The 23983-nt window shown below is 66.3% G+C and carries 26 protein-coding genes; 13 read left to right on the top strand and 13 right to left on the bottom strand.

Annotated elements, in window-relative coordinates; all coding sequences use genetic code 11:
• Positions 1-91: 91 nt before the first annotated feature.
• Positions 92-1096 carry an iron ABC transporter substrate-binding protein gene (locus tag ACZ1A1_RS02470; protein WP_463618617.1) on the bottom strand — a complete coding sequence of 335 codons (1005 nt, stop codon included), beginning with the start codon at positions 1094-1096 and terminating at the stop codon, positions 92-94.
• Positions 1097-1264: 168 nt separating this feature from the next.
• Between ACZ1A1_RS02470 and ACZ1A1_RS02465 the strand changes: the two genes are divergently transcribed.
• Both ACZ1A1_RS02465 and ACZ1A1_RS02460 read left to right on the top strand, forming a co-directional pair.
• Complete coding sequence (locus ACZ1A1_RS02465; RefSeq protein ID WP_463618616.1) at positions 1265-2887, top strand: ABC transporter permease; 1623 nt, start codon at positions 1265-1267, stop codon at positions 2885-2887.
• Positions 2884-3918 carry an ABC transporter ATP-binding protein gene (locus ACZ1A1_RS02460; protein WP_463618615.1) on the top strand — a complete coding sequence of 345 codons (1035 nt, stop codon included), beginning with the start codon at positions 2884-2886 and terminating at the stop codon, positions 3916-3918. The genes ACZ1A1_RS02465 and ACZ1A1_RS02460 overlap by 4 nt, the downstream gene beginning before the upstream one ends.
• A 39-nt stretch (positions 3919-3957) precedes the next feature.
• On the opposite strand, the gene ACZ1A1_RS02455 is transcribed toward ACZ1A1_RS02460, so the two are convergent.
• Positions 3958-4827, bottom strand: coding sequence for a helix-turn-helix transcriptional regulator (locus ACZ1A1_RS02455; protein ID WP_463618614.1), 870 nt, complete (start codon positions 4825-4827; stop codon positions 3958-3960).
• A 164-nt stretch (positions 4828-4991) separates the two neighbouring features.
• On the opposite strand from ACZ1A1_RS02455, the gene ACZ1A1_RS02450 reads away from it, so the two are divergent.
• The 3 genes from ACZ1A1_RS02450 to ACZ1A1_RS02440 all read left to right on the top strand — a co-directional run bounded on the left by ACZ1A1_RS02450 (position 4992) and on the right by ACZ1A1_RS02440 (position 8583).
• Entirely contained in the window at positions 4992-6236 is a 1245-nt protein-coding gene (locus tag ACZ1A1_RS02450; protein ID WP_463618613.1) for a cytochrome P450, read from the top strand.
• A gap of 28 nt (positions 6237-6264) precedes the next feature.
• Complete coding sequence (locus ACZ1A1_RS02445) at positions 6265-6585, top strand: 2Fe-2S iron-sulfur cluster-binding protein (RefSeq protein ID WP_313191904.1); 321 nt, start codon at positions 6265-6267, stop codon at positions 6583-6585.
• A 270-nt stretch (positions 6586-6855) separates the two neighbouring features.
• A complete protein-coding gene (locus tag ACZ1A1_RS02440) occupies positions 6856-8583 on the top strand; it encodes a chloride channel protein (RefSeq protein WP_463618949.1) in 1728 nt (575 codons plus the stop codon).
• A gap of 123 nt (positions 8584-8706) precedes the next feature.
• Here the strand turns inward: ACZ1A1_RS02440 and ACZ1A1_RS02435 are convergent, their stop codons facing one another.
• Positions 8707-9030 carry a hypothetical protein gene (locus ACZ1A1_RS02435; RefSeq protein ID WP_313191905.1) on the bottom strand — a complete coding sequence of 108 codons (324 nt, stop codon included), beginning with the start codon at positions 9028-9030 and terminating at the stop codon, positions 8707-8709.
• Positions 9031-9234: 204 nt separating this feature from the next.
• Between ACZ1A1_RS02435 and ACZ1A1_RS02430 the strand changes: the two genes are divergently transcribed.
• Positions 9235-9450 (top strand): hypothetical protein, encoded by a 216-nt coding sequence (locus ACZ1A1_RS02430; RefSeq protein ID WP_119255281.1) that lies wholly within the window; start codon positions 9235-9237, stop codon positions 9448-9450.
• 102 nt (positions 9451-9552) lie between these two features.
• On the top strand, positions 9553-9783 hold the full coding sequence (locus ACZ1A1_RS02425; RefSeq protein ID WP_119255282.1) for a hypothetical protein: 231 nt from the start codon (positions 9553-9555) through the stop codon (positions 9781-9783).
• Between the two features lie 23 nt (positions 9784-9806).
• On the opposite strand, the gene ACZ1A1_RS02420 is transcribed toward ACZ1A1_RS02425, so the two are convergent.
• From ACZ1A1_RS02420 to ACZ1A1_RS02400, 5 genes are all read right to left on the bottom strand, one after another.
• On the bottom strand, positions 9807-10067 hold the full coding sequence (locus tag ACZ1A1_RS02420) for a DUF982 domain-containing protein (RefSeq protein WP_313191906.1): 261 nt from the start codon (positions 10065-10067) through the stop codon (positions 9807-9809).
• 85 nt (positions 10068-10152) lie between these two features.
• Entirely contained in the window at positions 10153-10467 is a 315-nt protein-coding gene (locus tag ACZ1A1_RS02415; protein WP_313191907.1) for an AzlD domain-containing protein, read from the bottom strand.
• Positions 10464-11225 (bottom strand): AzlC family ABC transporter permease, encoded by a 762-nt coding sequence (locus tag ACZ1A1_RS02410; RefSeq protein WP_463618612.1) that lies wholly within the window; start codon positions 11223-11225, stop codon positions 10464-10466. The genes ACZ1A1_RS02415 and ACZ1A1_RS02410 overlap by 4 nt, the downstream gene beginning before the upstream one ends.
• 126 nt (positions 11226-11351) lie before the next feature.
• The gene (locus ACZ1A1_RS02405; RefSeq protein WP_463618611.1) at positions 11352-11828 is read right to left on the bottom strand and encodes a hypothetical protein; all 477 of its coding nucleotides are present in this window, start codon (positions 11826-11828) and stop codon (positions 11352-11354) included.
• Positions 11829-11979: 151 nt separating this feature from the next.
• Positions 11980-13032 (bottom strand): D-alanyl-D-alanine carboxypeptidase family protein, encoded by a 1053-nt coding sequence (locus tag ACZ1A1_RS02400; protein ID WP_463618610.1) that lies wholly within the window; start codon positions 13030-13032, stop codon positions 11980-11982.
• Positions 13033-13248: 216 nt separating this feature from the next.
• Here ACZ1A1_RS02400 and ACZ1A1_RS02395 point away from each other — a divergent pair, with 216 nt between their 5' ends.
• The 3 genes from ACZ1A1_RS02395 (at position 13249) to ACZ1A1_RS02385 (ending at position 15329) form a co-directional block, all read left to right on the top strand.
• Positions 13249-13836, top strand: coding sequence for an undecaprenyl-diphosphatase (locus ACZ1A1_RS02395; RefSeq protein ID WP_463618609.1), 588 nt, complete (start codon positions 13249-13251; stop codon positions 13834-13836).
• 92 nt (positions 13837-13928) lie between these two features.
• The gene (locus ACZ1A1_RS02390) at positions 13929-14303 is read left to right on the top strand and encodes a hypothetical protein (protein WP_463618608.1); all 375 of its coding nucleotides are present in this window, start codon (positions 13929-13931) and stop codon (positions 14301-14303) included.
• A gap of 366 nt (positions 14304-14669) precedes the next feature.
• The gene (locus ACZ1A1_RS02385) at positions 14670-15329 is read left to right on the top strand and encodes a hypothetical protein (protein WP_463618607.1); all 660 of its coding nucleotides are present in this window, start codon (positions 14670-14672) and stop codon (positions 15327-15329) included.
• 255 nt (positions 15330-15584) lie between these two features.
• On the opposite strand, the gene ACZ1A1_RS02380 is transcribed toward ACZ1A1_RS02385, so the two are convergent.
• The 5 genes from ACZ1A1_RS02380 to ACZ1A1_RS02360 all read right to left on the bottom strand — a co-directional run bounded on the left by ACZ1A1_RS02380 (position 15585) and on the right by ACZ1A1_RS02360 (position 21015).
• The gene (locus ACZ1A1_RS02380; protein ID WP_463618606.1) at positions 15585-16523 is read right to left on the bottom strand and encodes a sugar ABC transporter substrate-binding protein; all 939 of its coding nucleotides are present in this window, start codon (positions 16521-16523) and stop codon (positions 15585-15587) included.
• 29 nt (positions 16524-16552) lie between these two features.
• Complete coding sequence (locus ACZ1A1_RS02375; protein ID WP_463618605.1) at positions 16553-17518, bottom strand: ABC transporter permease; 966 nt, start codon at positions 17516-17518, stop codon at positions 16553-16555.
• On the bottom strand, positions 17518-18516 hold the full coding sequence (locus ACZ1A1_RS02370; RefSeq protein WP_318913072.1) for an ABC transporter permease: 999 nt from the start codon (positions 18514-18516) through the stop codon (positions 17518-17520). The genes ACZ1A1_RS02375 and ACZ1A1_RS02370 overlap by 1 nt, the downstream gene beginning before the upstream one ends.
• Positions 18513-20030 carry a sugar ABC transporter ATP-binding protein gene (locus ACZ1A1_RS02365; protein WP_463618604.1) on the bottom strand — a complete coding sequence of 506 codons (1518 nt, stop codon included), beginning with the start codon at positions 20028-20030 and terminating at the stop codon, positions 18513-18515. Before ACZ1A1_RS02365 ends, ACZ1A1_RS02370 begins: the two co-directional genes overlap by 4 nt.
• 154 nt (positions 20031-20184) lie before the next feature.
• Positions 20185-21015 carry an amidohydrolase family protein gene (locus ACZ1A1_RS02360; RefSeq protein ID WP_463618603.1) on the bottom strand — a complete coding sequence of 277 codons (831 nt, stop codon included), beginning with the start codon at positions 21013-21015 and terminating at the stop codon, positions 20185-20187.
• A gap of 226 nt (positions 21016-21241) precedes the next feature.
• Between ACZ1A1_RS02360 and ACZ1A1_RS02355 the strand changes: the two genes are divergently transcribed.
• The 3 genes from ACZ1A1_RS02355 (at position 21242) to ACZ1A1_RS02345 (ending at position 23964) form a co-directional block, all read left to right on the top strand.
• On the top strand, positions 21242-21922 hold the full coding sequence (locus ACZ1A1_RS02355) for a GntR family transcriptional regulator (RefSeq protein WP_463618602.1): 681 nt from the start codon (positions 21242-21244) through the stop codon (positions 21920-21922).
• Positions 21923-21951: 29 nt separating this feature from the next.
• The gene (locus ACZ1A1_RS02350) at positions 21952-22281 is read left to right on the top strand and encodes an L-rhamnose mutarotase (RefSeq protein ID WP_119255315.1); all 330 of its coding nucleotides are present in this window, start codon (positions 21952-21954) and stop codon (positions 22279-22281) included.
• 171 nt (positions 22282-22452) lie between these two features.
• Positions 22453-23964, top strand: a complete 1512-nt coding sequence (locus ACZ1A1_RS02345; RefSeq protein WP_463618601.1) for a UxaA family hydrolase — start codon at positions 22453-22455, stop codon at positions 23962-23964.
• The last annotated feature ends 19 nt before the right edge of the window (positions 23965-23983 follow it).

Here is a 23983-nt window from a genome sequence, read left to right as displayed (position 1 = left end):
ATTTTCGACCACGGCCTCAGAACATTGGCTTCCTGCCAGGCAAGCCGCAGGTTGTGCTGCGCGCCCGCCCTGGAGCGCGCAGCATGGCCGCTCAGAACAGGCCGGCGGCGGTCATCAGTTCGACGACCTTCTTGTTGTCGAGCGTCGAGGCCTCGACCTTCGGGGCATCGAGGTCCTTCAGCGGCACCAGCTTGGGATTGGCCTCGCCTGCGATCGCATATTCATAGGAATCGCCGTCGCGCAGGATGGTCTGGCCGCCCTTGCCGGTGATCCACTTGAGGAAGGCCTGCGCCTCCTTCTGGTGCTTGCCGGACTTCAGCACGCCGCCGCCCGAAATGCTGACGAAGGCACCCGGATCCTGGTTCCTGAAGTAATGCAGGGCGACGTTGCTGCTGTTCTCGCCGGTCTTCGCCTGATCGCCGAACCAGTAATAGTGATAGATGACTGCGCCCTCGATCTCGCCGGCATTGACGGCCTTCATGGCGACGCTGTTGCCCTTGTAGGGCGTAGCATTCTCCTTCATGGCCTTGAGCCAGCCGGCCGTCGCCTCCTCGCCCTTCAACTGAAGCAGTGCGCCGACGATCGCCTGGAAGTCCGCGCCGGCGGGGGAAGCGCCCCAGCGGCCCTTCCACGCGGGATCGGCAAGGTCCATCATGGATTTCGGCAGCTTGTCCTCGGTCAGCTTGGTCTTGTCATAGGCGAAGACCGTCGAGCGGGCGGCGATGCCCGTCCACATGCCGTCCGCCGGGCGGTATTCCGCCGGCACCTGGTCGAGCGTTTCCTTGTCGACCGGCGCGAAGCGGCCGGCTTCGTCGAGCAGCGCCATCGCCGGAGAATTCTCCGTCAGGAAGATGTCGGCCGGCGAGAGGTCGCCCTCCTCCAGGATCAGGTTGGCGAGCTGCATGTCGCTGCCCTTGCGCACGGCGACCTTGATGCCGGTCTCCTTGGTGAACGCCTCGACCCAGGCATTGCCGAGCGCTTCGTGCTGGGCATTGTAAACGACGAGTTCATCGGCTTCCTGCGCGCGGGCGCCCGACGCCAGCACCATTGTCGCAAGCGATAGCGCTGCGAATGTTACCCGGATCGATTGGTTCATGACAGTCTCCTTCGTGGATCGTGGCTGCGCGGCCGGCAGGAGCGGATCTGCAATTCCGATGCCGGCAATTGCGCTCCTCCCATAGCCGAATGCGGCCTGCGGCACCAGAAACCATTGCGTTTTACTCAAGAAATCCTTAGGGCAAGGTCAGGCCGCCATTGCCGCGCAATGGGGACCGGCTCCTCGTCATCGCATGAAGGCACGGCCTTGTTGCAGCAGAATACGGCAGAAACCCTCGATAGCGCTTGGCCGGCGCCCTCCAAGCGGCGGACGGCCCGCATTCCCTATGCCCCCGTCCTGGTGCTTGCCATGCTGGTCGCGCTCGTCAGCCTCGTGCCGCTCGGCTTCATCGCCCTCGTCACCTACGATGTCGGCTGGGAGACGGTGAAGGCGCTGGTCTTCCGCCCTCGCGTCGGCGAACTATTGCTCAGCACGATCTATCTGGAGCTTCTCACCGTTCCGCTGTCGATCGCGGTTGCCGTCAGCATGGCCTGGCTGACGGAGCGTACCGACATCCCCGTCCCGCGCCTGTGGGCCTGGCTCGCCGTGACGCCGCTTGCTGTGCCGGCCTTCGTGCACAGCTATGCCTGGGTCAGCCTCGTGCCAGGCATGCGGGGGCTGGCGAGCGGCGTCTTCGTCGCCGTCCTTGCCTATTTTCCCTTTCTCTACCTGCCCGTCGCCGCCGCGCTGCGGCGGCTCGATCCGGCCGTGGAGGATGCCGCGGCCTCCCTCGGGCTCGCCCCGACCGCCGTCTTCTTCCGCGTCGTGCTGCCGCAGCTTCGCATTCCCATCTGCGGCGGCTCGCTGCTGATCGGGCTGCACCTGCTGTCGGAATACGGCCTCTTCGCCATGATCCGCTTCGATACGCTGGCCACGGCCATCGTCGACCAGTTCCAGTCCTCCTATAACAGCCCCGCCGCCAACATGATCGGCGGCGTGCTGGTGACGTGCTGCCTGCTGCTGCTCGGCCTCGAAGTGCTGCTGCGCGGCAACGAGCGCTATGCGCGCGTCGGCTCCGGCGCGGCGCGGCCGACCGACCGGCGCCGCCTCGGCCGCCTGCGGCTGCCCGTCATGCTCCTGCCGCTCGGCCTTGCCGCGCTCACGCTCGGCGTGCCGCTCGCGACGCTCTGCCGCTGGCTCTGGGTCGGCGGGCTCGGCATCTGGACCGGCGGCGTCGCTCAGGCCGTGCTCCAGACCATCGTGCTGGCGCTTGCCGGCGGGGTCCTTGCCACCATCGCCGCCTTTCCCATGGCCTGGCTTTCGGTGCGCGCGCCCGGCCGGCTGCAACGGGTGCTGGAGGCCTGTCACTATTATGTCGGCTCGCTGCCCGGCGTCGTCGTGGCGCTGGCGCTCGCCTCCCTCACCGTGCGCTACCTGCTGCCGCTCTACCAGACCTTCGCCATGCTGCTCGCCGGCTATATCCTGCTCTTCCTGCCGCGCGCCATGGTGGGGCTGCGGGCCAGCATCGCGCAGGCCCCGGTGGAGCTGGAGCGCGCGGCCATGGCGCTCGGGCGCACGCCGGGACAGGCGGTGCGGCAGATCACGCTGCGGCTCGCCGCGCCGGGAGCCGCCGCCGGCATCGCGCTCGTCGCGCTCGGCATCGTCAACGAGCTGACGGCGACGCTCATGCTCTCGCCCATCGGCGTCGAGACGCTCGCCACCCGCTTCTGGTCGCTGACGAGCGAGATCGACTATGTCGCGGCCGCGCCCTATGCCGTGATGATGGTCGTGCTTTCCCTGCCGCTCACCCTTCTCCTCCATGCCCAGTCGAAAAGGACGGCCGGCCAATGACGCTGCTCGATCTGGAAAACATCAGCCGGCGCTACGGGCCGGTGCGGGCGCTGGACGGGGTGAACCTCTCGGTACCCGCCGGCAGCCGCACGGCCGTCGTCGGCCCCTCCGGCTCGGGCAAGACGACGCTGCTGCGCATCATCGCCGGCTTCGAATTTCCTGATACGGGCCGGGTGCGCTTCGACGGCGCGCTGCTGGCCGACGGGCCGGCGGGCGTGCCGGCGCACAAGCGCGGCATCGGCATCGTCTCGCAGGACGGCGCGCTGTTTCCCCATCTCAGCGTCGCCGACAACATCGCCTTCGGCTTCGAGCGCGGCGCGCCCGACCGGGAGAAACGGATCGAAAGCCTGCTGGAGATGGTGGAGCTGGAGGCCGCGATGGCAACCCGCCGGCCGCACCAGCTTTCCGGCGGGCAGCAGCAGCGCGTGGCGCTCGCCCGCGCGCTCGGCCGCCGGCCGAAGCTGATGCTGCTGGACGAGCCCTTCTCCGCCCTCGACACGAGCCTGCGCGAGAACATGCGCAAGGCCGTGGCGCGCGTGCTGCAGGCCGCCGGCATCACCGCCATCCTCGTCACCCACGACCAGACCGAGGCGCTTTCCTTCGCCGACCAGGTGGCGGTGCTGCGCGAGGGGCAACTGGTGCAGGCGGGGGCGCCGCAGGCGATCTACCACCAGCCGCTCGACCGCGAGACGGCTCTGTTCCTCGGCGATGCGGTGCTGCTGCCAGCCATCATCAAGAACGGCTTTGCCGATTGCGCGCTGGGGCGCGTGGCGGTCGACGGCGACCATGCCGGCAAGGCGGAAATCATGCTGCGGCCGGAACAGATCCGCGTCGCGGTCGACGGCGCGACGCCGCAGAACGGCGGACGCGTGGTGGACGTGCAGTTCGGCGGCGCGGTCTGCACCATCTCGGTGGCACTCGCCGATACCGCCCTGCCGCCCATCGTGCTGAAAACCTCCAGCGTCGCGCTGCCCTCGCCCGGAAACCTCGTGCGCCTCGACGTCGCCGGCAAGGCGCACGTCTTCGCCTGACAGGCATTCTTAGCGCAGACGATCGGGCCCGTTCGACCGCTATCGCCGACGTATCGCCGCCGGCTTTGCGGGCAGCGGCAGGCCGTGGCCTTCGCGGAAGGCGCTGGGGGAAATCCCCACGGTGCGGGAGAAGTCGCGGCTGAAATGGTAGGGATCGGGATAGCCGCAGGCGAGCGCGACCGCGGCGATCTTCTCAGCCGTGCGGGTCAGCAGCCCCTTGGCGTGGTTCATCCGCTCATGCCGCAGCCAGTCCATCGGCGTGGTGCCGGTCAGTCGGCGGAAGCGGCGGTGGAGCTGCGACGGGCTGAGATCGGTGATGGAAGCGAGGGCCTCGACGCTCCAGCCGCCGGCAAGGTCCGCCCGCATGGCCTGGATGGCAAGGCCGATACGGTCGCCGTCGTCCTCCCCCTCCTCTCCGCGTTGCGCCGCCAGCAGCGCGACGATCTGCGCCACGAATGCGTTCGACATCGCCTCGGGTGCCGCGGGCCGGGTGCGCAGCGCCTCGACCGCCGCCTCGAAGAGCGGGCGGGCATCGGCCGCCGCGCCAAGCTCGAAAAGCGGTGCCCGCCCGACCTGAAGCAGATGGAAAACGCGCTCCAGAGCCGCGCCCTCGCAGCCGAGCCAGACATAGTGCCAGTGCTGCGCCTGCGGGTGGCAGCCGTGGCGGTAGGCAAGAGCCGTATCCAGCCAGGCGACGCTGCCGGGCGCCGCCGTGCTTACCGCGTCACCGACCCGGATCTCCCCGAGGCCGGAAAGGGTGCAGATCAGGGTCTGGTGGTGAAAGCGGCGGGCGACGGGCGGGGCGGCCGGCGTGAAAAAGGTGTGGCCGCCGACGAGGATCCGATAGGGATAGGCGGCCGCATGCCGCCCCGGCGTCTGGAAGAAGATGGCATTGTCCTTGTCGGGCATCTCTATCGCCTTCGCATGTCGCTCGGAAAGCGGCCTATCATGCTGCAACCGTCGATGCGAGTTTTATCCATCATCCTGCGCCTGCGGTACATTCCCTCGTCGGCTAAATCCTCTAGTTTGGCGCGCTTGCGCCGGCAGGCGATGTTTTGGGAGACTTGATGGACATGACCGCGCCGCTTCAGGCTGACATGGATTTTCAGCCGCTTTCCACCGCCTTCGCCCAGAATCCCTACCCGGCCTATGCGGCGCTGCGCGCCCGCGGCGAGCCGGTCTACTTCGCCGATTTCGACATGTGGCTGGTCTCGCGCTTCGAGGATGTGGCGGCGATCGCCCGCGACAATGCCATGGTGCGCTCGGCGGAATTCTTCATGTCGCCGGAGGAGATCGAGGCACAGCAGCGGGCGCAGAACTGGCATGACATGCCGCACCATTCCCGCTTCGTGCAGTTCTCTATGCTCGACAGCGACGGCGCGGTGCACGACCGCCTGCGCAAGCAGGTCTTCCGCGAGTTCACGCCCGCCTTCATCGCCCGCCAGCGCGGCATGATCCAGGATTTCGTCGACCGGCTCGTCGACGGCCTGATCGACCGCGGCGAGATCGACTTCGTCGAGGACCTCGCCGCGCATGTGCCGGGCCATATCATCGGCCGCGTGCTCGGCGTGCCGGACGAGGACTGTCCGCAGTTGCGCGTCTGGTCGGAAAACGTCGTGCGCTTCTTCGACATCGACCGTTCCGACGCGCGCAAGGCCGCCGCCGAAAAGGCGACCACCGAATTCTACCACTATCTCCTGAAGCTGATGGCCGCCCGCAGGGCCGCCCCTGAGGACGACATGATCACCCGCCTGATGGCGGCGCAGGATGCCGGGCACCTTAACGAGGACGAGCTGGTCTCCACCTGCATGCTGATCCTCATGGCCGGCCACGGCTCGACCATCGACGTGCTGGGCTCCGGCATGCACGCATTGCTGCGCTATCCCGACCAGATGCAGCGCCTTCGGCAGGAACCGGGCGTCATCCAGACTGCGATCCAGGAAATGTTCCGCTTCGAATCGCCGCTGCCCTTCTTCCACCGCTATGCGACGGCGGACTGTCGGATCGGCGGCCGGCCGTTTGCCCGCGGCACGAAATTCGGCCTGCTCTACGGCGCGGCGAACCGCGACCCGGACGCCTTCGGCCCGGATGCCGACACGTTCAATATCGCCCGCAATCCCAACCGGCACCTCGCCTTCGGCGGCGGCGCGCATTTCTGTCTCGGCAACCATCTGGCGCGGCTCGACATGGAGGTGATCTTCACCACCCTCCTCAAGCGCATGGAGACGATCTCGCTCGCCGAAGCCGAGCCGCAATACAAGACCGGCCTTTCGGTCCGCGGCCCCAGGGCGCTGAAGATCGCCTTCAAGCCTGCCTGACCCTTCCCCGCAAAACCACGGAAATCCCATGCTCAAGATCAGTTTCATCGGCAATGACGGCAGCACCATCGAGGCGAGCGTCGAGGACGGCCAGAGCGTCATGTCGGCCGCCGTCAACAACGGCGTCGATGCCATCGCGGCCGAATGCGGCGGGGCCTGCGCCTGCGGAACCTGTCATTGCTACATCGACGAGGATTGGCTGGAGCGGCTTTCGCCGCCCGACGACTTCGAGGAGGCGATGCTGGAATGCGTCTCCAACCCGACACCGCAAAGCCGCCTGAGCTGTCAGGTCAAGATGTCCGCGGCGCTGGACGGCCTCGTCGTGCGCCTGCCACCCTCGCAGTACTGACCAGGCCGGGCAGGCCCGCCCTGCCCGCATCCCATCCCTTCCTGCCGCCGAATACGCGATATTCGGCGGGTTGCGACCAGATTTGCCTTTGACAGACGGGCGGGCGGGATTAAATCCCCTTACCGATCATCCCGGACCAGGGAACAAGGACCTGTCGCACGCTCGGCCGGAAGGACGATGAAACAGCATACGATTCGCCATTTCGGCCTGCGCAAGCGGCTGCGTCAGTTGCGCCCCTCGGTGCTCTACCGGTTCCTCAGCCTGGAACTGATGCGCACGCTGCCGCGACGAAGCGAATTCGGCCTTACCATCGCCGGTGTGCTGGTCGGCATCGCCGCCGGCCTCTCCGTCGCCGCCATGACCCTCATCGCGCGCACGATGCATTCGACGATCTTCGGCCTTGCTCCCGACCAGCGCCTCAGCGGCGCGGCCGTCGGAAATCCCGTCCTGCTGCTCGTCGCCCCCATCGCCGGCGGCATCCTGCTCGGCATTCTCCTGCTGCTGCTCGCCCGCTGGCGCAAGCGGCCGCTGGTCGACCCGATCGAGGCCAATGCCCTGCATGGCGGCCGGCTGTCGCTGACCGACAGTCTCGTCGTCGCGGTGCAGAACCTCATCTCCAACGGCTTCGGGGCCTCGGTGGGCCTCGAAGCCGGCTATACGCAGGTCGCCGCCGGCTTCGCCTCGAAATTCGGCAGCAAGCTGAAGCTGCGCCGCTCGGACATGCGCATCCTCGTCGGATGCGGCGCGGCGGGCGCCATCGCCGCTGCCTTCAACGCGCCGCTGACCGGTGCCTTCTATGCCTTCGAGCTGATCATCGGCGCCTATACCATCCTCTCGCTGACGCCGGTGGTCGTTTCCGCGCTCGTCGCCAATCTCGTCGCCCGCCTGCTCTCGCCGAGCGATGCGGGCATCGATGTCGGCAGCGTCGGCTCGGTGCTGCCGGCGGATTATGTGCCGGCCCTCTTGCTCGGTGCCATCTGCGGCGGCGTCGGCATCCTGCTCATGCAGGGTGTCGCGCTGGTCGAGGAGACCGCCCGCAAGAGCGCCATTCCCGGCTATGTCCGCCCGGCGATCGGCGGAATCATCGTCGGACTGCTGGCCATGATCAGCCCGCAGGTGCTTTCGGGCGGCCACGGCGCGCTCCACCTCAACCTCGAGACGAACGTGACGATCCTCGGCCTGCTCGGCCTGTTCCTCCTCAAGGCGGTGGCGTCGGCCGTCTCGATCGGCTCGGGCTTTCGCGGCGGCCTGTTCTTCGCCTCGCTCTTCATGGGCGCGCTGATCGGCAAGCTCTTCGCCTTCGCCGCGCCCTATCTCGGCCATGCCACGCTGGCGCCGGCAAGCTATGCCGTGGTCGGCATGAGCGCGCTCGCCGTCGCCGTCATCGGCGGCCCGCTGACCATGACCTTCCTGGCGCTGGAGGTGACGGGCGACTTTCCGATGACCGCGCTGGTGCTGGCCGCCGTCATCACCTCGTCCTTCATCGTGCGCACGCTGTTCGGCTACTCCTTCGCCACCTGGCGCTTCCACCTGCGCGGCGAGACCATCCGCAGCGCGCACGATGTCGGCTGGATCCGCAACCTCACGGTCGACAAGCTGATGCGCGCCGACGTGCGCACCGCGGACGCCGCCATGCCGCTCGCCGAATTCCGCGCGCGCTTTCCCATCGGCTCGACGCAGCGCGTCGTCCTCGTCGACGAAGCCGGGAAATATGCGGGGCTGGTGCTGGTGCCGGAGGTTCACGCCGATCTGGTGGAGACCAAAGATGGCAGCGTGCTGGTGCGGGACGTCGCGCGCCACCGCAGCGACGTGCTCCTTCCCACCATGAACGCCCGGCAGGCCGTCGCACTTTTCGACCAGACAGAAAGCGAAGCGCTCGCGGTGGTCAGCGACATGATCGGCCAGCGCGTGATCGGCCTTCTCACGGAAAGCCATACGCTGCGCCGCTACAGCGAGGAACTCGACCGCAACCGCCGCGAAATCTCCGGCGAGCTTTGAGGGAAGAGAAAGCGCCGCAGCCTAGAACATTTCCGCTTTTCTCCGAATCGCGAAAACGTTCTAACGCTTTATTTTAACGCAATTCCGGACGCAAAACCGCTTCGCACTTTTGCTGGAATTGCTCTAGCGATCGGCAAGAGCGTGTTCGGGCGGCGCCGCGTCCCTTGCTTCCAGCGCCGCCTCGATCTGCCGGATCACCTTGACGGCCTCCAGCAGGATCGCCTGCATCTCGTCGTCGTAAAGATGCAGCGGCACCCTTCCCGCCTGGATGAGATCGACGGCCTCGGCCGATTCCTGGAGGTGGTCGGACTGGCCGAGCGCCTCCCAGCCCTCATGGATCGTGATATAGGCGCGTCCCAGGAGGCGGAGCTTTTCTCCCTCCGAGAGCGTGGGAACCTCGGCCGCCGCGCGGCTCAGTTCGGCAATGACGTCCGGAATGCTTTTCATGGGGCACCTCGGATGCGCGAAAATACGCGGCGCAACCGGTTCATCGTTTATAAAAGTTAGCGCTTATATGAACAAAAACAAGCCGCTTTTACCCGCTTGCCGCGAATTTTTAATGAAGCCCGGAGAAAGGCGCCCGGATGCCGCAACGTTCGCGCAAGGACGCTGGCGCATCTTCCGCGGCCAATGAAATGGCAGGAGAAATGCGTGTACGACAAATCGGGCATCTTCACATCCAGCACCGAGCGCGCGGCCTGGAGCATCGCGGCGCGCCATCTTGCCCGCGGGCAGAAGGACCCGGTGCAGATGATCGTCGAAGGCATCGAGGAGGAGCGCCGGCGCTGCATCGAACTGCTCTATGCCGCGGCGGGCGAGGATGCGAAAATCCCCTCCTTCCTCGCCGACCCCGACAGCGAGTGGTAGCCGCCTGCCTCTCCCGATTTTTTGAAGGGACCGGCGGTGCCCGCACCTTGAACACCGGCGGCCCGATGCCCAGATCAGCGGACACGACGACGGGTGGACGTTATGGGCGATATCTTTTCCAAGGGCACGTTTGAACCGGAAGAACTGGGCGCGTTGCAGCAGATCTTCACCGAAGTGACCTCGCAGCCGTGGTTCGACCAGGCGGACGAGGCCAAGGTGGAGTTCGCGAAATATCTCTTCGAGACCTTCCCGGCCGTCTCCTTCGACGCGCGCAAGCACCGCTCCATCATCGAGGCGTCCGCGCGGATGTTCTATTCCCGCGAGGCCTCCTGAGGCGGCAGGGCGGGCCGTTCCCCCTATTGCAGATGCATGAGGATATGCGCTTCTTCCGCCGCTTCCACGAAGGCGCGGCGAACGTCGTCGTCCTGCGCCTCCTCCTCGAGGGCGTCCGCGCAGACTTCCAGCGCATGAATGAAGGCGCGGCCGTGATTGACGGGCCAGCAGTCCATCAGGAGAATGGCGGCCTCCCGCGTCGAGCCCACCATGAAGGGCCCACCCAGTGCTTCCAGGTTGATCGCGACGCCCGCCGGCCAGTTGATGAGCAAGGACGTATCCATGGTCTTGCCTCCTGCCCAATCAATGCGGAAATGCTACTTTAGGTTCCAGAAATTCCGTAATGGCAAGCCGGAAATCGACGCCCGCTCAGGCCATCAGCATCATGCCGAGATAGAGGACCACGCCGACGAGGACGGTCGCAAAAAGGCTGCGCGTCAGGAAGGCCACCACCGCGCAGCCCACGGCAGCCGCCACGGTCGCGGCCGTTCCGCCGTCCTCGCCGGCATATTTCACCAGCTCCAGCGTCACGATCGCGATCATGATGCTGGAGGGGATGAAGCCGAGCCAGGCCATGGCGAAGGCCGGCAGCCTTGCGCCGGCAAGGAAGACGATGGGCAGGGCGCGGATGCAGATGGTTATCGCCGCGCAGATCGCGACCGTCAGCAGGAACGAGCCGGTCATGACAGCCTCCCCCGGCGTTCCCGGATTTGCAGCGCGGTCGCGCAGATCGTCGCGGCAAGGGCCGTCGCGACCAGCACGGAGACATTGACGTCGAGGAAACGCATCGTCGCCAGCACGGCGGCGGCCGACGTGACCATCGCCACGATCTCCAGCCGCTTCCGGGCGCTGCCGAAATAGTTGAGCGCCAGCAACCCGATGAACATGGCCGTCAGGCTGAAGCCGAGGCCGTGCGAGATGCCGGCGGGGATGACCGCCGCGAAAAGGGCGCCCATGAAATTGGCGACGATCCAGTTCGCATAGGCCGCCACGTTGAGCCCGAGCATCCAGCGATAGGGCAGCACCCCGCGCCCCGTCGCGAACTGCGTGGCGACGCCGAAGGTCTCGTCGGTCAACAGCACGCCGCTGACGAATTTCTGCATGGTCGAGGCGCCCGAGAAGAAGCGCGCGAGATAGGAGCTCATCAGCAGGTAGCGGATATTGACGAGCAGTACCGCCAGCACGACCGCGGACGGCCCCGCCCCCGCCGTCCAGAGGGAATAGAAGAGGAACTGCGCGGAGCCCGCATAGAGCAGGGCGGAAAGCAGCAGGATCTCGCTGATGCTGAAGCCCGAGATCGCGCCGATGGCGCCGGAGGCAAAGCCGATGCTCCAATAGCCGAGGATCGTCGGCCCGCAGGCGATGACGCCCTCGATGAATGCGGAGCGCGTCCCGGCTACCGTGATGTTCTGTTCTGGCATGTCATTCAAACGTCTGTTCATTGACCCCGCCCGTTGCGGCGGGGAAAAGTTCCGGCCGGCACGACCGGAGCGCAGATATAGCCATCCGGCGGAAGGGTGTCACGGGCCGACGGCCATTCCACCACCCGCCCGCTCTTCACGCGGAAGCTACTCCCCGCACTCCCCCGGCACAGCCTCGTCGAGATTGCTCGTGGTGGCCGGTTTCAGGCTGCCCTTTTCGATCTGGAGAGGGCGGAAGGGCGGCTCCTGGATCGCGGGGTTCTCCTGCCGCACCACGTAGCAGCCCGCGAAGACCTCATCCTCGCCATCCGCGCGGTGGGCGCGGATGGCGAGGAGAACCTGGAAATAGACGCTGCCCGCAGCGCCCTCCTCGCTGACGGCGCCGAGCGCCACGTCGACGGCCTCGGTGCCGGCATAGCCTTCCGCGAAGGCCGCGAAGTCCGCCGCCGGCTTGCGGTCGCCGAAATAGTCCCAGGCCCGGGCATATTCCTTCCGGTCGATGGCGTTGTAGAGCGATCTTATTAGCGAGGCCGCATCGGAGCGGTCGTCACGGTAGGCGGGGTCGGCGGCCACCGCATGCGCCGCGGCAAGCACGACGGCGGCAGCCGAAAGGTATCTGATCATACGATCCTCCTTCTTCGCGACCGGGCAGATGGCAGGCCGGCGAACCGGGCCTGGAGCATTTCCAGCAAAAGTGCGAAGCGGTTTTGCGTTCGCAAATGCGGCTAAACAAAGAGTTCGAGCGTTTTCGCGACTCGGAGAAAGCGGAAACGCTCTAAGACGGACGCCGGGCGGGAACCGGCACGTCCTTGAGATTGTCGTTGGCCCAGGTCCTGATCGCATGGACCTCGCCGGGAATCTCGTCCTTCAGGTAGCTCTCGTGGCCCGGCAGGCCCATGGGATAAAGCGCATCCCGGCTTGCCTCATAGGCCGCGCTCTTGTCGGTGCACAGGCGGATGCGCATGTCCTCCGGCTGCAGATCGCCCCGGTTCTTCAGGTCCTCAAGGCGCCCCGCGCCGCTCTGAAGGCGCCCCTCGAAGGCCTGCGTCAGATATTGCGCGGAACGCTCGTTGCGCTCGCGCTCGGTCGTCGCCCCCATCATGACGACCATGACGCGCTTACCGTTGCGCGTGGCGAGCCCGACATAGTTCCGGCCGGAGGCACAGAGGAAACCGGTCTTCATGCCGATCGTGCCGCTGAAACGCGTCAGCAGCAGGTTGTTCGACTTGATCTCCTTGCCGTCGATCGTCACCGCGGCCGCCTGGAAGAAACGGCTATATTCGGGAAAGGCCCGGTCCACTTCCAGTCCCAGCAGCGCGAGGTCGCGCGCGGTCGTGTAGTTGGCCTTGTCGAAAAGCCCGTTCGGATTGGAAAAATGCGTGCCGGTCATGCCGAGGCGGGCGGCCGCATCGTTCATGCGCTGGACGAAGGCCTTCTCGTCGGGCACCACGGCTTCGGCAAGCGCCACGGCGACGTCGTTGGCCGAGGCGGTCAGCATGGCGAAGAGTGCGTCCTCCAGCGTCATGGTCCGCCCGAGGGTGAGGCCGGATTCCAGGAACGCCTGCTTGGTCGCATTGCGGGTCATGGTGACGGGGGTGGCAAGATCCACCTCGCCGGCCCGGATCGCCTCGAACACCACGAAGGCGGTCATCAGCTTGGTCGTCGAGGCGGGATACCAGGGCGCGCCGGCCTCTTCCTGATAGAGCACCTGATGGTTCCCGGCATCCACCACGAGCACGGGCGTGGCATGCGCCGGGGCCGTGAGCAGAAGGGATGCGATGAACGCCAGTCGTGTCCATGGCCGTCCGGCCGTCAGGGTCTTGATCATGCGCCAGTCTCCGGAGGAAGGCCCCTAATGCCACGAGGCGCGGCCGGAAGACAAGCATCTAGGCCGGTAAAGATGTCGCGGGTACGGCCGGCGACCACGGGCCCGGCCCGGCCGGAGCATTCTCCACAGCCTTTGGCGGGCTTTTCCCTCAAGCGGCATGATGCCGCCACGATCCGGGTCCAAGGCGCGAAGCGACATGCATCTCACAGGCCCTTCATGCTCGATTTCGATACCGATCTTTTTCTGCTCCTGAATGCCGGCGCTACGCCCAATACGATTGCCGCGTGGCTCGCGATCTTCATCGCCAAGTTCGTCGTCCTCGTCATTCCGCTTTATCTCGCCTGGCTGTGGATCGCGGGCGGCCGGCGCAACCGGCTGACGGCCGTCGCCCTCGTTCTCGCCTTCCTGCTGGCGATCGTGCTGAGCTATCTCATCGGGCTCGTCGCCTTCCGGCCGCGCCCCTTCATGGCCGGCGTCGGCCATGCGCTGGTCGAGCACCGGCCGAACGGCTCCTTCCCGAGCAATCACGGCCTTGCCTTCGCGGTCTCCGCGGCGCTGCTGTTCATGGTGCGGCGGCGCAGCGCGGCCTGGTGGGCGGCCGGGCTCGGCCTCCTGGTGGCGTGGTCGCGCATCTATATCGGCGTGCACTATCCGCTCGACATGCTCGGCGCGGCAATCCTCGCCGTTCCCCTCGCCATGGCCTCGCTCTGGATCATGGACCGGCACGGCAAGGCGATCCTCGACATGCTGGAGCACCTGCAGGCGCGCGCCCTCCTTCCCCTTGCCAGAAGGATGCGGCGCTGAGGCAGGCGCATCCTTTCCGGGAACAAATCCGCCCGAGCGGGATTTCGCGACGGTGCGGCCGCCTGACCGTCGCCATGCCCCGGGAGGAAAGAATGAAGTGGATCGTCGGTGTTGCTCTCGTCCTCGCCTCGCCAGCCTATGCCCAGAGCCCCGAGCTGCAGGCGACATGTACCGACATCGCCAAGAGCTTCTTCATGACCGACACGCTCAATATCGGCGTGGTGCAGTCCTTCCCCGAATTGAAGCCACCCGGCGTCCGCTTCACCTATTCCCAGCGGGCCGACCAGCAGAAATCCGAATTGACCGACGAGTTCGAATGCGAATTCGACAAGGCGGAACGCCCCTATACGTTGCGCCGCTTCTGCGTCTCGCGGACCTGCTACTCCCCGCAGGAGGACGACGGCGACCGCAAGCGGCGCTTCGATGAGATGCAGATCCTCCTGAAACGCGCGCAGAAATCGCCGTGAAGCGGGACGGTTGCATTGCAATCCTTGCATAGGTGAAATGCACAACCAATGCTTGTCATTTTGCCGGAGTTCAAGCATATTCAGGACAGCTGATGCATATGGCGGCCTTTCTCCTCCCAGTACCGCCGCAGCAGCTGTTCCCCTCTGGAGGTTCAGATCTCCACATCTCATGGGCCGCGGTTTCCGACGGCCCATTTTTTTGCGTCCTCGCCCATCATGCGCAAGCCGGACGGGACGAGGCACACTCTTCCGTCTCCCCGCTCCATCGGCTGGAACCGTCCGCATTTTTCTGGAATATAGCGCGCGCATGCCCGCTGCCGCTCCATGGCCGGCGGGCGCGGAAGGAAATGAACGATCGTGAATGCCATGAAATCCATGCTCCGGCTATGCGCCGCCTTTGCCGTCCTGTGCCAGATGACGGGACAAGTACCCGCTCGCGCCGAGGACGTGCAGCCGGATGCCGCCGCATTCGAGCTGACGCCCGGGACATTGTCGTCCCTTGCCGAATGCAGGGCGCCGCGCGAGGTGCTGGGCAAAACCGGAATGGCGCTCTTCATGAGCGGGAACCTGCCGGCATGGCTGAAGCCGGTCACGGACAACGGCCATGAGGGGATGCTCGGTCTGGAGACCTTCGAGCTCGCCGAGCCCGTTACCGTGTTCGGCAGGCCCGTCACCCGCATCTCCTTCCTGCAGGAATGGGTGGTGATAGAGAAAGCCTATGACGCGGCGCGGACGCTGATCGAGGCAAAAGGCATGAAGCGCGCGCCGATAAAAATGACCGAGCAATATTACCGCTTCGTCGACCCCGAGAGCGGCCCGATGCTCGGTGCCTTCGCTCCGACGGACAACGCGCTCGCCATGATGCTGGGAGCACCCGCTGAAACGGGGAATCCGCAGACGATGTTCGTCGGCTGCAACTATACGGTTGCCTCGCAGCAGGAATTCCTCGATGCCGCCGGCAAGGCCGACGCGACGGCGGCCGGCGCCGGGGCGGATATCATGGAGATGCTGGAAGGCGAGCCCTGAGCCTCACCAACGGCATTCACAGGTCGAGGCGCTGACGCAGGTTATTGATAACGTCTGCCGACCGCCTTCATCCCGCCCGGAAGCCCGGGCTTGCCGAGACCGCCAATACCGTTTGCAAACATCCGCCTTTCGGAAGGCGAGCCGTCTGGCTGCAGGGCAAAGACAAGGATATCGCCTGTTCGGCCCGCGGGCCGGCTTGCGGGCATGGAAAAGCCGCAAGGCGCGCAACCGGCGCCCTGCGGCTCGTGAAGGCCGTCAGAACGCCGGTTCGACGGTCTCGACATTGGCCTTGGTGACGACGGTCAGCGGGATCGGCAGGCGGGCCTTGACGTCCTTGCCGTCGAGGATCTCCGCCATGGTCTCGATGGCGAGCTTGCCGTCCTCGACCGGCGACTGGACGATGGTCGCGTACATCTCGCCCGAGCGGATGGAATCGAAGGCATCGCGCTGGCCGTTGATACCAACGATCGGCGGCGTCGGCTTGCCCGAATTGGCTTCCTTCCAGGCGTCGATGAAGCCGCGGGCCATGGTGTCGTCGTTTGCGTAGACGCCGGTGATCCTGTCGCCGAAGCGGGTGATCAGGTCGCGGCTGGCGACGAGCGCCTTCTGCTGGTCGAAGTCGGCATTGACCGTTTCCAGCACCTCGACCTTGCTGCCGATCTCCTTGAGGCGATCGACGAAGCCGCCGACGCGGCCGATGGTCGTGCCGTTGCCGGCCTGGCCGGCGATGACGACGACGGCGCCCTCGCCCTTCATCGCCTCGTTCAGCGAATCGGCGGCAAGCTTGCCTTCCTCGTAGACGTCGGGGCCGGTGAAGGACTTGACGAAGTCGTTCGCCTGCTCGGCCATCGGCGAGTTGATGAGGATCGCCGGGATGTTCGCCTGCTTGGCGCGGGCGAGCGCGGGGATATAGGCCTGCGGATCGAGTGGCCAGAGAATGATGCCGTCGGCCTTGCGGGCGATGCAGGTGCTGACCTGCTCGGTGCCGGTCTGCACGTCGAAGTTCTGGCTGAGGCTCAGGATCTCGATGCCGAGCTCCTTGGCGCGGTCGTTGAGCGCGACATTGGCCGGCGTCGCATAGGCGTGGGAATCGGCGGCCGTGACGTAACAGACCGTCTTGGCGCTGGCGAAGGCCGTCGAGGCGAGCAGTATGGCCGCCGCGGCGGCGGGCAGGCGTGCAGTCTTACCAATCATGTTTTCCTCCTTCATCGATTGGAAAAGTGTCAGGCATGGGCGGGGGCCGCGGCCGGCTTGCGCCGGCCGGTGCGAACGGTTCGGTCGAGGACGACGAGCAGGATGAGGATCAGCCCGGAGGCGACCTGCTGCATGTAGGCGGGGACAGACTGGAACTCCATCGCCGTCGTCAGCGCGGCGATGGTGAGGACGCCGCCGAGCGTGCCGAGCGCCGAGCCGCGCCCGCCCTCCAGCCGCGTGCCGCCGACGACGACGGCGGCGATGACGGCGACGGTGAGCTCGGAGCCGTAGACCGGCGAACCCGTATTGGTGGCAAGGCTCTGCAGGACGCCCGCGACACCGGCAAGGGTGCTCGCGAAGACGAAGGACAGGAACATGATGCGCCCCGCCGAGATGCCGCTCGCCTCCGCCGAAAGCGCGTTGGAGCCGACGGCAAAGAGGTTGCGGCCGGCGACGGTGCGCGTCAGCCAGACATGGAGGGCGAGGATCGAGACCAGGAACAGGCCGCTGCGGACGGTGAAGACTTCGAGATAGATCTCGCTGAGCGTGATCGAGAACATGATGTCGTTGCCGGGGATCGGCTGGCTTGCCGTCATCCAGTGCGCGACCGAGCGGAAGACCAGCATGGTGGCGAGCGTCGCCACCAGCGAATTGATGCGCAGCACCACGACGAGGAAGCCGTTGACCACGCCGGCGGCGGTGCCCGCCAGGACACCGGCGAGCGCCGCCCACCCCATGCCGAGCGCCGGCTGGAGCATGATCCCCACGATGCCGGAAACGGCGAAGACCGAGCCGACGGAAAGGTCGATCTGGCCGGCGATGAGGAGCACCGTCAGGCCGATGGCGATGAGGCCGATGGTCGAGCCGCGGTCGAGGCCGAGGCTGAGCGTCGTGAGGCTGGCAAAGCCCGGCACGATGAGCGTGGCGGCGGCGAGCGTCAGACAGAGGATGACGGCGACGCGGTAGCGCAGGAGCGCGGAAACGAAGGCGGACATCAGGCAACACCCCGCTTGCGCAGCGCGATGTCGAGCGCGACGGCACCGGCGATCAGGAGGCCGAGGACGAAGCCCTGGATCGGCGTGCGCACGCCCTGAAGGACCATGACATTGGTGAGAAGCTGCACGAAGACGAGACCCGCCATGGCGCGCGGGATGGAGCCGAAGCCGCCCATGATCGACACCCCGCCGACGACCACCGCCGTGATGGCGCTGAACTCGTAGCCCTGGCCGACGAGCGGGCGGGCGCTCTGCAGCGTCAGGCCGAGCAGACCTCCGCTGAAACCCGCGGCAAAGGCGGTGATGACGAAGGCGCCGGCCCGGACGGCCCGCACCGGCACGGCGCTCGCTTGCGCCGCGCTGTAGTTGCCGCCCGTCGCGATGGTCCAGCGGCCCCAGAAGGTGCGCGACAGCACGAAATTGCCGAGGATTGCGATGGCGATGAAGATGACGGCGATCATCGGCACGCCGAGGATGCGGCTCTTGACGAAATCCGCCGAGCTCGGATCCGTGCCGTAGACGATGACGCCGCCGACGGCGGCCTGCACGATGCCGAGCACGATAGTGCCCATGCCGAGCGTGGCGATGATGGGATTGATGCCGACATAGCCGACGAGCACGCCGTTGACGAGGCCGGTGAGCCCCGCCAGCAGCACCGCGACGGCAAAGGCCGGAACCGGGCCGATATAGGGCTGGAGGGCGAGCGACAGGATCGCGCCGCAGGCGATGGTCGCCGGCACCGAAAGGTCCGCCATGCCGCCAACGACCAGCACGAAGGTCATGCCGACGACGACGATGCCGACGATCGACATGGACATCAGCACGTTCACGAAATTGCCGGCCGTGAAGAAGACCGGATTGGCGAGCGAGCCGTAGAGGATGACGGCGAGGATGGCGAGCGTGAGACCGGCGCGCGAGATGAGGCCGACCATGCGGCTGCCCTGGCTGAAGCGCGCGGCGTCCTTCGTCGTCTGTCCCATGGCGGCGATGTCCGTCATGCGGCCTCCCCTTCTGCACTTTCCTCGCCCGTGGCGAGCGCCATGATGCGCTCCTCCGTCAGGCCCTCGCGGGCGAGCGGCACGGAGGCGCGCCCGTCGCGCATGACGACCACGCGGTCGCACACGCCCATGATTTCCGGCAGCTCGGAGGAGATCATCACCACGGCCATGCCGTTCGCGACGAGCTGGCCGATGATGCCGTGGATTTCCGCCTTGGCACCGACATCGACGCCGCGCGTCGGCTCGTCGAGGATCAGCACCTTCGGATATGTGGCGAGCCAGCGGCTGATCACCGCCTTCTGCTGGTTGCCGCCGGAGAGCAGGCCGATGCGCCGCTCGCCATCCGGCGGCACGATGGAGAACTTGCGCACATAGGTGCCGGCAAGCTCGCGCTCCGCGCCGCGCCGCACGCGGCCGAAACGGTTGGCAAGCCGGCGCAGCACCGGCAGGCTGATATTCTCGCGCACCGTCATGGCGGGCATGATGCCGTCGCCCTTGCGGTCCTCGGGCACATAGGCGATGCCGGCGCGGGCGGCCGCCGCGGGCGAGCCGATCGTCACCGGCGCGCCGTCGATCTCGACCGTGCCCGATGTCAGCGGCGCAAGGCCGAAGATGGCGCGGGCGACCTCCGTGCGGCCGGCGCCGACGAGGCCGGTGAGGCCGAGGATCTCGCCGGCGCGCACGTCGAAGCTGATGGCGTGGAAGCGCTCGCCGTCCCCGGCATTGCGCACCCGCAGCACCTGCCTGCCGATGGTCGACGGGGTCTTCGGGAAAACGTTGCTCACCTCGCGGCCGACCATGAGGCGGATCATCTCGGCGGCGGTGATGCCGCTTGCGGCACGGGTCTCGATCATCGCGCCGTCGCGCAGCACCGTAACCTCGTCGGCGATATCAAGCACCTCCTTGAGGCGGTGGCTGATATAGATGATGGCAATGCCGGCATCGCGCATCTTGCGCAGGATGCGGAAGAGCGCGGCGGTCTCGTGCTCGCTGAGGCTGGAGGTCGGCTCGTCGAGCACGATGATGCGCGGCTCGGCGGCATAGGCTTTCGCGATCTCCACGAGCTGCTGCTGGCTGATCGACAGGTCGCCGAGGCGCTGCTGCGGATCGATGGCGGCGCCCAGCTCCGCGAGGATGGCGGCGGCGCGGCGCACCATGCCGCCGCGGTCGAAGAAACCGAGGCGCCTCGGCATGCGGCCGAGGAAGATATTTTCGGCGACCGTGAGGTCGGGAACGAGGTTCAGCTCCTGGTGCACCATGCGGATGCCGAGCTTCTGCGCATCGGCCGGGCGCTTCATGCGCACCTCCGTGCCGGCGACCTCGATAGTGCCGGTCGTCGGGGCGTAGGCGCCGCTGAGGATCTTCATCAGGGTCGACTTGCCGGCGCCGTTCTCGCCGACGATGGCATGCACCGTGCCGAAGCGGACGGCAAGGTCCACGCCGGACAGGGCCTTCACACCCGGGAAGACCTTGCCGATCCCCCTCATGTGCAATGCGCTCGCGGCCGAAGGCATTCCTCTCTCCCCTTGCCGGCGCGCATCGCTGTCGATGTCTCTCCTCTTACCGGCGCTGTCCTATTACACTAATATAACAGACCTCGCAAGCGTCGTTCCGCATATCCACGGAGCCATGGTTCGGATCGGGCGCGGCGGCAACCGCCGGGGCGGCTCAGAGGCGGTAGAAGCTTACGGCATTGCCGCCGAACACCTGGGCCATGCCGTCCGCGTCGAGCAGGGGATCGAGAATGCCGCGGGCGGCGTTCAGGACTTCCGCATAGGAGGCGGCGAGCAGGCAGACCGGCCAGTCGCTGCCGAACATCAGCCTGTCGGCGCCGAAGACATCGAAGACATGCCGGACATAGGGCGTCAGATCGCCCGGCGCCCAGCCCGCATGATCGGCTTCGGTGACCAGACCGGAAACCTTGCAATGAAGGCCCGGATGGGCGGCGAGCCGTGCCATGTCCTCCGCCCAGCCCTCCAGCCTGCCGCTCGCCACCGGCGGCTTCGACAGATGGTCGACGACCGCCCGCACGTCCGGCACGGCATCGAGCATGCGCAGGATCACGGGCAGATGGCGCGGAAAGGTGAGAATGTCGAAGGCGGCGCCCGCCGCGGCGAGATGGCGGATATTGTCGAGCACGGCCGGGCGCAGGACGTAGCCGTCGTCCGCATGGTCCTGCAGCATCGGCCGCAGCCCGACGAATTTCGGCCGGCGCATCAGCGCTTCGAGCTTGGCGGGAAAGGCGGCATCCTCGAAATCCAGCCAGCCGACGACGCCGGCGATGAAATCCGTTTCCGCCGCGAGCGAAAGCAGGAAATCGGTCTCCGCCTCCGTCTCAGCCGCCTGGACGACGACGGTACGGTCGACCCCGGCCCGCCGGAGAACGGGACGAAGGTCAACGGCAACATAGTCGCGCGCCAGCACCGGCATGTCCGGCGACATCCAGTGATAGTCCCCGCGGCCGACCCGCCACAGGTGGTGATGCGCATCGACGATCATCCGGCTTCCTCCCGTACCCGGTTGCTTCGGGCATCCATATTGGCTTTCATGCGTAACACTAGTATTATACAGCCGGTATCCGCAATGCGGATTCTCGCGCAGGCACGACCGGGACAGGAATAAATCAGACCGCGGGGTACGTCTACCGGACGCTGACACCCCTTCATTGACATCCTGTTATTCCGGGTGCTTTGGTTCAACAGGCTTTTATAAATTACGGCGGCCCATGGACATCGACGCATCCAACCTCAACCGATCCCTTCCGCTGCGCGACCAGATCTATCACAAGGTCCGCGGCCTGATCGTCAGCGGCCAGATGAAGCCAGGCGAGGCGATCAACGAGATGGCCATCGCCCAGACGCTCGGCGTTTCCCGCACGCCGGTGCGCGAAGCCGTCAAGCGCATCAGCGACGAGGGCCTCGTCAACGTCTTCGCCCAGACGGGCACCTTCGTCGCGCGCATCAGCATCCGCGACATCGAGGAGGCCTATGTCATCCGCAATGCGCTGGAGATGGAAAGCGCGCGGCGGGCCGCCGAAAAGCTGACGCAGGCGCAGGCCGAGGCGCTGGAAGACAATATCGCCGCGCATCGCACGGCGATCGCCCGCGGCCGCTACAGCGACGCCATCCAGCTCGACGACGCCTTCCACCGCACCATCGCCGAGGTGAACGGCTTCCACATGCTCTGGCGGGCGGTCGACATATCCAAGGCGCAGATGGACCGCGGCCGCTATCTCGCCATTCCCAAGCCGGGCTATGGCGAGCAGACGATCCAGCAGCACCAGGCGATCCTCAAGGCACTGCAGCGCCATGACGGCGAGGCGGCGGCCAATGCCATGCGCGAGCATCTCAACACCTCGCTCCGCAACACGCTGGAAGTCGCCGTCGCCAACAATGCCTTCGGCTGAGCGGCCACCCCAATCCCACGGAGACTGACATGCAGCGAATGGGCCTTTGCATCGGGCTGAAACCCGAGGTGATCGACGAATACAAGGCGCTGCACGCGGCTGTCTGGCCGGATGTGCTCGCGGTCATCAGCGCAGCCAATATCCGCAATTATTCGATCTTCCTGCGCGAGCCGGAAAACCTGCTCTTCGCCTACTGGGAATATCACGGCAGCGATTTTACGGCCGACGCCGCCGAGATGGCCCGCTCACCCGCCATGCAGAAATGGTGGGAGATCTGCGATCCCCTGCAGCAGCCGCTCGCCACCCGCAAGGACGGCGAATGGTGGGCGCAGATGGTGGAAGTCTTCCATCACGATTGACCGGTATGCCTGACCGGCAGCCGCGCCGGCAGCCCTTCCGGGACGCATGGCAACCGATGCCCGCACGATGCCGGGCGCAGGCGTGCTTGACCACGCGGCTACTGTTATATTAGTATTCAAATATCACAACCTTTCGCGGAACGCCCCAGCGCGAACCCGCCCGAGCATGCCATGGCCCGTTTCATCCAGCTTTCCGCCGCCGACAACATCGTCCTCGTGACCGACCCCTTCAATCCGGGCGACCTTGCCGGCGCGGTCGCCGCGACCGCGCGCATCCCGCGCGGCCACAAGATGGCGATGACGGCGATCGGCAAGGACCAACCGATCGTCAAATACGGCCAGGTCATCGGCTTTGCCCGCGAGTCCATCGCGCCGGGCGACTGGGTGCACGAGCACAATGTCTACATCCACACCTTCGAGCGGAACTACATGTTCGGCGAGGGGCTGAAGGAGACGCAGGTGCTGCCGGATGCGGAGCGCGCGACGTTCCTCGGCTATCGCCGCGCCGATGGAAAGGTCGGCACGCGCAATTACGTCGCCGTGTTGACATCGGTAAACTGTTCGGCGAGCGCCGCCCGCTTCATCGCGGAGGAGATCAACAAGTCCGGCATCCTGAAGGACTATCCGAATGTCGACGGGGTCATCTCGCTGGTGCACGGCACGGGATGCGGCCTCGACGTCAACGGCGAGGCGCATGACCTGCTCAAGAAGACGCAATGGGGCTTTGCGACCAATCCCAATGTCGGCGGCGTGCTGATGGTCGGCCTCGGCTGCGAGGTCTTCCAGATTCCCCGCTGGATGAAGACTTATGGCGTCGAGGAGAATATCACCTTCCGCACCCTGACCATCCAGGAGACGGGCGGCACGCGCAAGACGGTGGAAGCCGGCGTCCGGGCGATCCGGGAGATGCTGCCGGTGGTGAATGCCCACAGGCGCACGCCGGCGCCTGCCTCCGAGCTGATGCTCGCTCTCCAGTGTGGCGGTTCCGATGGCTATTCGGGCATCACCGCCAATCCGGCGCTCGGCGCGGCCGTCGACCTCCTCGTCGAGCAGGGCGGCACGGCCATCCTGTCGGAGACGCCGGAAATCTACGGCGCCGAACATCTCCTCACCCGCCGCGCCGAAAGTCGCGCCGTCGGCGAAAAGCTCGTCGAGCGGATCCGCTGGTGGGAGGACTACACCGCCCGCCACAACATGGAGATGAACAACAACCCCTCCCCCGGCAACAAGCTCGGCGGCCTCACGACGATCCTGGAAAAATCGCTCGGCGCGGCCGCGAAGGGCGGCTCGACGAACCTGCGCGCCGTCTTCGAATATGCCGACACGGTCGACGCGAAGGGCCTCGTCTTCATGGATACGCCCGGCTACGATCCGGTATCGGCGACCGGGCAGGTCGCGGGCGGCGCCAATATCCTCTGTTTCACCACCGGCCGGGGCTCCGCCTTCGGCTGCAAGCCGACGCCCTCCATCAAGCTCGCCTCCAATTCCTATATCTACGAGCAGATGCGGGAGGACATGGACATCGACTGCGGCGACGTCCTGAACGGCGTTTCGCTGGAGGAAAAGGGACGGCAGATCTTCGACCTCATCCTCCGGACCGCCTCCGGCGAACGCACGCGATCCGAAGAACTCGGCTATGGCGACCTCGAATTCGTGCCCTGGAACATCGGCGCGACGATGTAGGACCGGCGCGGCCCCGCGA

The sequence above is a fragment of the Shinella sp. R2-11 genome, from assembly GCF_055330205.1.
This window is presented reverse-complemented; position numbering and strand designations above follow the sequence as displayed.